The following is an 8,417-nucleotide window of genomic DNA, read 5'->3' as shown; positions in this document are numbered from 1 at the left end:
CTGTGGCTTTGCCATCATCTGCCGCATCGCTTCCTCTGCCCGAGCCCGGGCCTCAGCGTTGTTACTGAGGTCGCGGACCTCCGATGCTTCCTCCTCTTGATTGATACCGTTCTTGCGTGCGCGCCACTGCTTTGCTTGGGCGGCAGTGGCAGCGGCATTGGCCAGCTGCTCCAGTCGATCCAGCTGCGGTGTGCTGGCCTTTGCATCTGTTTCAGGTTGATCGTCCTCTCGCTCGGAGCGCTCTGTCATCAATTCGCATCCTTAGGCTCGGCATAGTCCGCTATGCTATGCAGTTACACGCGTCTATGTCATGGGGAATAGGTTAACTCCGTCTTAACCATAAAGGCCCGACGTAAGCCGATGCGAAAGATCCATCACGGCTTCATAGCGATCCTCATCCTCGCGGGTCCGGCCGGCCTTATTCTTGCCCATGAAAAGCTCACTCGAACGCCCGCCCAGGAGGTCTTTGAATCGTTCGATCCGCCACCGGCTCTTCGGCAGGCCTACACTCAATGTGCGGAGGCTCCGAAGCAGCAGCGCTCAACCCGATGCGACCAGTATGTCAGATTCTTCGAAGACTGCGCCGCTCGGAAGAACGCGTGCGGACCACAAGCCGTCTACGAGTTCCTCACCAAGGCAATTCTCTCAGCGCCACTGAAGAGAACAAACGCGGACAAGACTGCAACTCCTGCTGGCGCCTAACCCCGCTGCGCTGGTAATCCCATTCTCACTGAAGTATGCGATACTGTTCAAATGACCTATTCCCGCGGAATCGACGCCAATGTTCCAAGCTGGCACAGGGTCCGAGACAGAGTCATAAATCATTTCGCCGGATCGCTGCACGTTATCTGCTGAGCACCCGATGTCCTTATGTGGTGAAAACGTATTCGGTATAAGTTCTTCAGGAGCCCGTCGCAGCACCTTGTAAAAGAGTCACGAAGATATTTGCTCAACGTTGATAGCCAGGTGAATTGGTCATGCAAGATTGCCTGCCTGGATAAGATCAGACAGACGCAGCTAACCTGCCGCTGCTCGCTATGATCGAAGAGAGGTGATCTCCCAAATCTCGCGCGACACCGGTGTCGATCGCAGCCGCACCGACTGACAATCTGGCTGCAAGGAGGGGTAAGGAGCGCTCTGACATCGGATGGAGTGCGTCGCCGCACATCGGCCGCATGTGCGCGCCTCTACACCGAACCTGCGATGCCGGAACACATCGCATGCGCTCTGGTGAACGGTCTGGTGCTCAGCCTTTTGCCGGGGCGCTTCGTACTTGTGCACAGCATTCGGTTGCACTTCCGATGTTCGTAGTTCATTGTAGCGGCGTGGTGTTGCAACCGGCATCACACAAGCACCCTGGCAGCGAGCTCCGCACGGCTAACTCTGTCAGGGCGTTCTCATGTGTGAGTTCCAGGCCGCATGTCAGCTCTTGGAGGGCCCAACGTCTGGCGTGGCATTTCGCTACCCACGTCGTGCCGCCTCAAGCAGCATAGAAGATGGGGGTCGCGCGTCCAATCCGATGCGTCTGCCCTGCGCCTGGCGCTCTATTCAGCAATTCCTCTAACGAGCAGGCGGTTGACCGCTTCGACGACCCGCTCATGCTCCTCCTCCGAGAACGGGCTGAGGTCATGCATCTCGAGGCTATTCAGGCCCTCAATAGTCAGCCAGCCGAGAAGCGCCGCGTCCAGATCGTCCGATGTCGCTTTCAGGTTCTCCAGGGTCGCCTGGATGACCTCGCGCACGGGATCGAGCAGGTGCGGGCTCTCGGCCGAGGCGGCCAGCATGCCATTGGCGATCTCCTTCGTCCTGCCCTGACGCAGCTTGAGCAGCGCCGCCGTACACAGGCGGGCTTCCAAATTGCGCCCGGGCTCGGCCTGAGCGCGGAGCGCCTCCCGCTCTGCCGCAACCTCGTCGACGATGCGCTGGACCATGCCTTGGAGCAGCGCGTCCTTGGTGGGAAAGTTGTAGAGAAGCCCACCCTTGCTGAGACCGGCCCGCTCGGCCACTGTGTCCAGTGTCAGCCGTCCCGAACCGATCTCGCTCACCAGCTCCGCAGCCGCGTCGAGAATCCTCTCGCGGGAACTCTTACGGCCTCGAACACGTCCCGCCATTGCTCTCCTTGCGCTCAACCCATCCGGTAGAAGTGGTTTCGCCATATCGGCGTTCAGCCTTCCAGTGTCAAGGCGAAAGCATGACCGCGCCACCAAGGGTCTTCGGTGCGGTTCGCTCATGATGTTGAGATCGGGATTAGCATTACAGAAGCACTACAGATGCTATTTGTGGACGGCTTCCTCCTCGCAAGGGCATCGGGCAAGTACTCTGATCGGATCGCTTGCGCCCATATGTCCGGCCTGTTGTTGTGGTCACACGTGACCACGGCCAAGATGGTTTCCGCGACGTGAGTTCCAAGCATGGGGGCGACCTGTCACAGCCGATAGGATCTACGGAGTTTCTCACATCTCGGATCGATCGATCACACCATCTGCTCACTCCCTTGCAAGTTCCGGCAGCAGCTCAACACGGGAGGACTTGAGGCCCCCGAGATCGGGCTGATCTCTAAACTGCGCTCACCCCTGCGGGCGAGGCCGATTTCGCTTTGTAGACCTCGCCTGTCAGCATGAGTTTCCAGGCGATCCGCGCGATCTTGGTGGCCAGCGCCACCGCGGCCAGCTTTGGCGGCTTGCGCTTGAGCAATTCCACCAGCCAGGGCGCCGCACTCTGACCGCGCCGCAGCTGTCGGATCACCGCCCTGGCGCCGACCACCAGCATGGCGCCGACCACCAGCACGCTGCGCAAGGCCTCGTCGCCCGCCCGGGTGATCACGCCCAGCCGCACCTTGCCGGCGGTGGAGTGATCCTTCGGGGTCAGGCCGAGCCAAGCGGCAAAGTGGCGAGCCGAGCGGAACGCCTCGGGGCTCGGCGTCTTCATCACCAGCCTCGCGGCCCCGATCGGCCCGACGCCGGGGATCTGGGCCAGACGTCGGCTGCACGCATCATCACGATGCCAGGCCATCAGCTTGTCTTCCACCTCTTCCAGCCGGGCCTGCAGCTGAGCGTATTCCTTGGCCTGTATCGCAAACAGCTCCCGCGCCAGAACCGGCAGGGTGTCATCCGCCCGGATCCGCTCCAGCAGCGGTTCGATCTTGCACAGCCCCTTCGCCGCCACCAGCCCGAACTCGGCGGCATAGCCGCGGATCGCATTGGTCAGCTGGGTGCGCTGGTGGATGATACCGACGCAATCCGTCCACCGCTCCGAGTTGAAGCCGTCCATCCTTCCGATTTGATCCCGTCCAGGGATCGGTCTGAAGAACCCTGCTGCACCGGGGCATTGCGACCTCTACACCAGAGAGGACGCGATGCCAGCAAACAGAGCGATGACCATGCGACAGATGCGGCAAGTGCTGCGGCTCCACGCCAGCCAAACCAGCGACCGCGAGATCGGCCGGATCGTCGGCGCGGCGCGCTCGACCGTGCGCGATGCCATCCAGCGGGCCAAGGTGGCTGGGCTGGGCTGGCCTGGCCGCTGCCGGACGACCTGACCGATGCCGCCCTGGAGGAGAAGCTGTTCACCCGCGCGGGCGCCCGGGTCGGCACGCGCCGCAGGCCGGATGCGTGTTTCGCGTGATCTATGTCCGGCAGCCGACGGACCTCCCGTCCTCCGGGCGTGAGGTTCGTCTCAGCGTTCGGGTGCGGCGCTTCTACTGCCACAATCACACTTGCTCGAAGCAAACCTTTACGGAGCCTCTCCGGCGTCTTCTCAAGCCTTATGCCCGACGCACACAGCGGCTGGCGAAGGCACAGGGACGGATCGGCATCGCGTTGGGAGGTGATGCTGCTGCCAGGCTCCTTGTCCATCTCGCCATGCCGGCTAGCGCCGATACCATCCTCCGCCTCGTTCGGGATCAGCCACTTCCTACGCGCCAACCGCCGCGCATCGTCGGTGTTGACGATTGGGCGATGAAGAAAGGCCGCACCTATAGCTCCATTCTGGTCGACCTGGAGCGCCGGAAGCCGATTGAGCTTTTGCCCGACCGATCCGCAACGACCTTCTCAGCCTGGCTCCGGCGCACCCCTATGTCAGGATCATCGCCCGTGACCGCTCCAGTGAATACGCCCGCGGCGCTGCCACGGCCTGCAAGGCCATCCAAGTCGCGGATCGTTGGCATCTGCTGTTAAATGCCCGCCAGATGCTCGAGCGCTGGCTGGCAGGAGCCCATGCTCGGTTGCGGCGTCTGCCTCTCATCGAGCGCTCCCCTGGGACCTCAGGACGGCGAACCCGCGCCTACCCTCGGACGCGGGCCGAGCAGGCCGCCAGTACTGACAGCCGGGCTCGTTGGCAGGCTCTCTATGAGGAAGTCCGGCAGCGACATGCCCGTGGAGAGAAGCTGTTGGCGATCAGCCACACGATGGGCCTGGCGCGCGGCACGGTGAGGAGGTTTGCTCAGGCCGAAAGCTTTCCCGAGCGAGCCGTGCGCCAACTGGGGCCGAGTATTCTTGATCCGTATCTCTCCCACCTCAATGCCCGCTTGGCCGCCGGATACGAGAACGCCACTGCCCTCTGGCGTGAACTACGGGATCTCGGCTTTGCCGGCTCCCCCAAGCAGGTCTATCGTTGGATGGCCGAGCGTCGCACGGCTCCGGCGAAAACGACAGCCCGCAAATGGCACTCACCCGGTCCGACACGTTCCGCGGCAGAGGCTTCGCTTCCCTCGCCCAAGCAACTTGCATGGCTTCTTGTGCGCCCTGCGACAGCACTTGATGCAACGGAGGCTGCCGTCCTCGCCCGAGTGCGCCAATGTCCCGAGGCTGCGACTGTGGCCGATCTCGCCGAGCGCTTCTGCATCCTCATCCGTCAATGTTGTCGTGAGCGCCAGTCCCGTAACAAGGAGCAGACGTCCATCAAGGCTCTGACGACATGGATTGCTGAAGCTCAGTCATCAGGCATCCAGGCTATCGAGACGTTTGCCGCCGGCCTGGAGCAGGACGGAGCTGCGGTTCGCGCGGCACTGACGCAGCCGTGGAGCAGTGGGCAAGCTGAGGGTCAGATCACGCGCCTTAAGCTCCTGAAGCGCTCCATGTATGGACGCGCCAGCTTTGATCTCCTGCGCCGCCGGGTGCTCTTGGCAGCGTAATCCACGCAAAGTGCGGGAGAGCCACACAATCGGGGGAAGATCACCTGGCTCCTGGCCGCCCTAATGAGTTCATCCGCGCAGCCAGATACTTCGCAGGTGGCCTGAAATCCAGCGCCGGCCTCGTGCCACCGCATTATTCAGGGCCGACTAATTAGAGTTTGGAAGCTAAGGGTTTTTCTTGGCCGGGCATTGAGCCTCTGTGCAACCGGATCCAAGGCGCTTTGGCTCTAGGCGAACAGATCTGACTGACCTCTTCGGGAAGTACTGCCGCGGCAAGCCATTAGTGTTCTCGTTGCGTCCCCACCCCCATGGGACCTACGGCAGTCTGCACATGGCCCGTAATCTCTAGGACGAAGGCCTAGAGGTCGGCCGCCGCACCACTCGGCTGATGCGGGAGAACGGCTTGAAAGATCAGCAGAAGCAGCGGTTCAGGCACACGACCGGCGGCCACCATAGCCTTCCTGGTCCGACGCAACCTTCTTGCGCAGGAGTTCTCGGCCAAGGAACCGAACCAGAGATGGGCGGCCCATATCTCGTCCGTGTGGACGAACGAGAGCTGGCCCTATCTGGCTGTCGCCCTCAATCTTTTCGCCCGCCGGGTGGTCGGCCAGCGGCTTTGGGCCGAGGTTGAGCCTGAGATACAGCAATTCGAGGACAGTTTCAGCATGAGCCCCTAGCCGCATTGCATCCTGCCTCTCTCAGGACCCGAGACCGATCTGTGGATGGTGCTTGATCGTGCCAGTCCGGCATCTTCCTACGGAGCACTCTTCGGAGTTACGTTCATGACGAGCCATGTGCTGACCCCTTGATGCAGGTCGACTACGTAGTCGGCCGCAATGCCGCTGTCCTCGCCATGACCTGACGCGTGAACTGCCGTAACGAGCCGCGAGACCATTGCGCTGCGTCGGTCTGGGGGAAGATCAGGGTCAAAGACCATCATTGTGGCAGTCAGAGCGATGAAGGCATCCGTGACGATCACATGAGGCTGAACGGCCGGATGATTCTTCAGAATGTCCGCCGCGATGATAATTCGCTCGATTTGCATCTCCCGCGATTGGTCACGGCCTTCAACGAGGATATCGACGTAGCCAGACGAGAAACGGCACCGTATCGAAGGAGCATCTTCGCACCGCTTCAGGTCGAGACGGAGCTCGGTCCCGGCTCGCGTCAACACGTTATTGACAATCGTGCCGTAATCACCCGGCGCCCTGGTGAAAGGATCCGCCAGAGCAGGCTCCGTCAGCCCAAAAGCTGAGATGAAGCCGCAAGCGGCGATCACCGCTCGATTAGGGAGGCTAATCAATGCATCACCCCACTCAAGTGTTCTCTTGGCATACGATCAAAGATATATTGCCAACTTTGCCTCGGCCCCGCGACGAGGCTGAGCGCTTGCGCTCCGATACTCATTCCAGCTTCTTGCCTCTGCTTCATATTGCCTCCGGTAATGGCAGTGCGGAGAAGATTTGCTGCCTGCGCCTCACATGCAAACGCCATTGAGACGGCATCGGCCACTTGGCCAAGCACTGGAACGAAGCTCAACAAACCCACCGCCGTCGCCGCCCAATCGAGCACTGGCGACACTATCTTGAGCGCGTCCCCGACGGCGTGAATAAAAGCCCCACCGTTTTTCTTCGGTGACTTGGTGTCAGGCTGGTCCGTCCGGCCCGCCAGCATATCCGAAACCGCGTTTTGTTCCGCAGCGGTTTCGGGCACATGGGTCTTTGACTGCTGGACCGTGCGGTTCGCCAGCGACATGCTTTGGTAGAACTGAGCAAAGTCTTCATTGCTGATGTCACCGGAGTCGACCGTGTGGCCACCGCCGAAGTCGAAGAATGAATTATTGGTCTCATAGCCTGTGATCGCATTGTTAAGCTGACTGAACAGCAGAGGATCAGAGAGCAACTGAGAGGCCGCCTCCTGCACTTTCGGGTCGAGGCTTTTGTCCTCCGCCATCCTCGCGAGCTTGTCACGCGTCAGGTCACCGCTTCCAAAGAAGGCGTCCTGATTGCTCTTAATTGTTTCTAACGTCTCAAGCTCGGTACGCGTGAGACTCATCGACGAAGAAGCGACTTGAAGAAAGTCCTCTTTGTGCACCTTGTCTATTCCACCACCATATAACTGCTTCCATTCATCCGAGTGGCTGACGAAGTACTGAGCCGCCGCAATGACCTGGGGTGGACATTTGCCAGATTTTGATTCACCCTCGACGATCTGCTTGAATTCAGCCAGACTCAAGTTTTCGGGCAGGTTTTCAGAGTATCGGTAAAGCTCGCGTAATGCGTCGCTCCGAGTCATGGCGGACGGCTGCGGATCACCCGTGCTGTCGGATGGAATGTAGTTCTGAACGTAGCTTTGTGCCTGCTTATCCTGAAATTCGGCAACTTGGGAGTGATGGCGGGAGAATCCGGACAAGTCCTTCGCCGTGATCTTGCCACCGCAGCGGCCATCGCCCTGCGAGCCGATCGCATAAAACAGCTCTGGATCCTGCTGCAATCCCTTGATCGCCGCTTTCAAATCCGGGGGCGTAGAGGGATCGTTGGCTTTATCTGCCAATGAATCCCAACTGAGTGGAGCTTGGTCCTTGTGGCGGTTCAGCACTGCTACAATCTCCAACTCGGCCTGGGTCAGTGAGCCGCTATTCCACGTGATTCTCTCGCTTTTAACGGGCGCCTGTGCAACAGAAGGGTTGGCGATCTCAGAGGGCTCCGGCCCCCGATCCATCGACTCAATAGCTACCCTCATATTTTGCGGCAGCAGGTCCAATGGGTGCTGGGCCAAGTACTCCAACGACGACTCGGCATCTGACACGGATTCCGAATGCTCCCGGGACAATGCTCCCGCCGTCGAAGCGGATTCCCGCGCCAGCGGGTCACGGAGTTCCGACGGACAGGTCTTGTCCTCTAGCAGGGACATGATCAGCATCGCCTCAAACCGAGATGCGCTTTGCTGAGTCTCGTCGAAAGCCGATACCGGCTCTGACCTTGTCTGAGCGGACTGCGAGAAAAGGATGTTGGCGTTACTGACTGGCATTGTGGCTCCTCAGACATGAAGTTGCATCCGCGACAAGGGCGTCACGATATGTAGTCACCAGCGATAATGGTGATGAGCATTCGCCGGGTTACCAACTCCTCCACAACCGTGCTCTGAGTGCACTGCTTGTTGATCGCCCCACATTCTCTTTCCAGCCCACCTGGCCGACGATCGCTGCGTCCCGAATCTCATCATGACCGGTTCAGCTTTCGACAACCTGACTAACTCCAAAGAATCGATTCAGGATGCGGCCGCG

The 8,417-nt window shown here is 60.3% G+C and carries 5 protein-coding genes and 3 pseudogenes; 2 read left to right on the top strand and 6 right to left on the bottom strand.

Annotation, left to right across the window (positions count from 1 at the left end):
- From DDF70_RS34380 to DDF70_RS34370, 3 genes and pseudogenes are all read right to left on the bottom strand, one after another.
- Nucleotides 1–249, bottom strand: a 249-nt coding sequence (locus DDF70_RS34380; protein ID WP_162820665.1) for a hypothetical protein, incomplete at its 3' end; no start/stop codon positions are given.
- A gap of 1,295 nt (nucleotides 250–1,544) precedes the next feature.
- Nucleotides 1,545–2,111, bottom strand: a complete 567-nt coding sequence (locus tag DDF70_RS34375; protein ID WP_162820881.1) for a TetR/AcrR family transcriptional regulator — start codon at nucleotides 2,109–2,111, stop codon at nucleotides 1,545–1,547.
- A gap of 445 nt (nucleotides 2,112–2,556) precedes the next feature.
- Nucleotides 2,557–3,228 (bottom strand): annotated as a pseudogene (locus tag DDF70_RS34370) (IS110 family RNA-guided transposase); the annotation flags it as partial.
- A 127-nt stretch (nucleotides 3,229–3,355) separates the two neighbouring features.
- On the opposite strand from DDF70_RS34370, the gene DDF70_RS34365 reads away from it, so the two are divergent.
- Both DDF70_RS34365 and DDF70_RS38525 read left to right on the top strand, forming a co-directional pair.
- A complete protein-coding gene (locus DDF70_RS34365) occupies nucleotides 3,356–3,538 on the top strand; it encodes a hypothetical protein (protein ID WP_205772617.1) in 183 nt (60 codons plus the stop codon).
- Nucleotides 3,513–5,131, top strand: a pseudogene (locus tag DDF70_RS38525) (ISL3 family transposase); the annotation flags it as partial. The gene DDF70_RS34365 and the pseudogene DDF70_RS38525, both read left to right, overlap by 26 nt.
- Nucleotides 5,132–5,268: 137 nt before the next feature.
- Here DDF70_RS38525 and DDF70_RS38520 read toward each other — a convergent pair.
- From DDF70_RS38520 to DDF70_RS34345, 3 genes and pseudogenes are all read right to left on the bottom strand, one after another.
- Nucleotides 5,269–5,443: pseudogene (locus DDF70_RS38520) on the bottom strand (IS30 family transposase); the annotation flags it as partial.
- A 442-nt stretch (nucleotides 5,444–5,885) separates the two neighbouring features.
- A complete protein-coding gene (locus tag DDF70_RS34350; protein WP_114949032.1) occupies nucleotides 5,886–6,410 on the bottom strand; it encodes a hypothetical protein in 525 nt (174 codons plus the stop codon).
- 20 nt (nucleotides 6,411–6,430) lie between these two features.
- Entirely contained in the window at nucleotides 6,431–8,161 is a 1,731-nt protein-coding gene (locus tag DDF70_RS34345; protein WP_205772614.1) for an HrpF/NolX family T3SS translocon protein, read from the bottom strand.
- Nucleotides 8,162–8,417: the final 256 nt, after the last annotated feature.

Source organism: Microvirga calopogonii, assembly GCF_003347665.1.
GTDB lineage: Bacteria > Pseudomonadota > Alphaproteobacteria > Rhizobiales > Beijerinckiaceae > Microvirga > Microvirga calopogonii.
Note: the sequence above shows the minus strand (reverse complement) of the source record. Positions and strands in the feature narration are given on the sequence as shown.

Coding starts and splice junctions, on each gene's coding strand:
- DDF70_RS34375 (WP_162820881.1), bottom strand. CDS start 2,111: ATGGCGGGACGTGTTCGAGGCCGTAAGAGTTCCCGCGAGAGGATTCTC.
- DDF70_RS34365 (WP_205772617.1), top strand. CDS start 3,356: ATGCCAGCAAACAGAGCGATGACCATGCGACAGATGCGGCAAGTGCTG.
- DDF70_RS34345 (WP_205772614.1), bottom strand. CDS start 8,161: ATGCCAGTCAGTAACGCCAACATCCTTTTCTCGCAGTCCGCTCAGACA.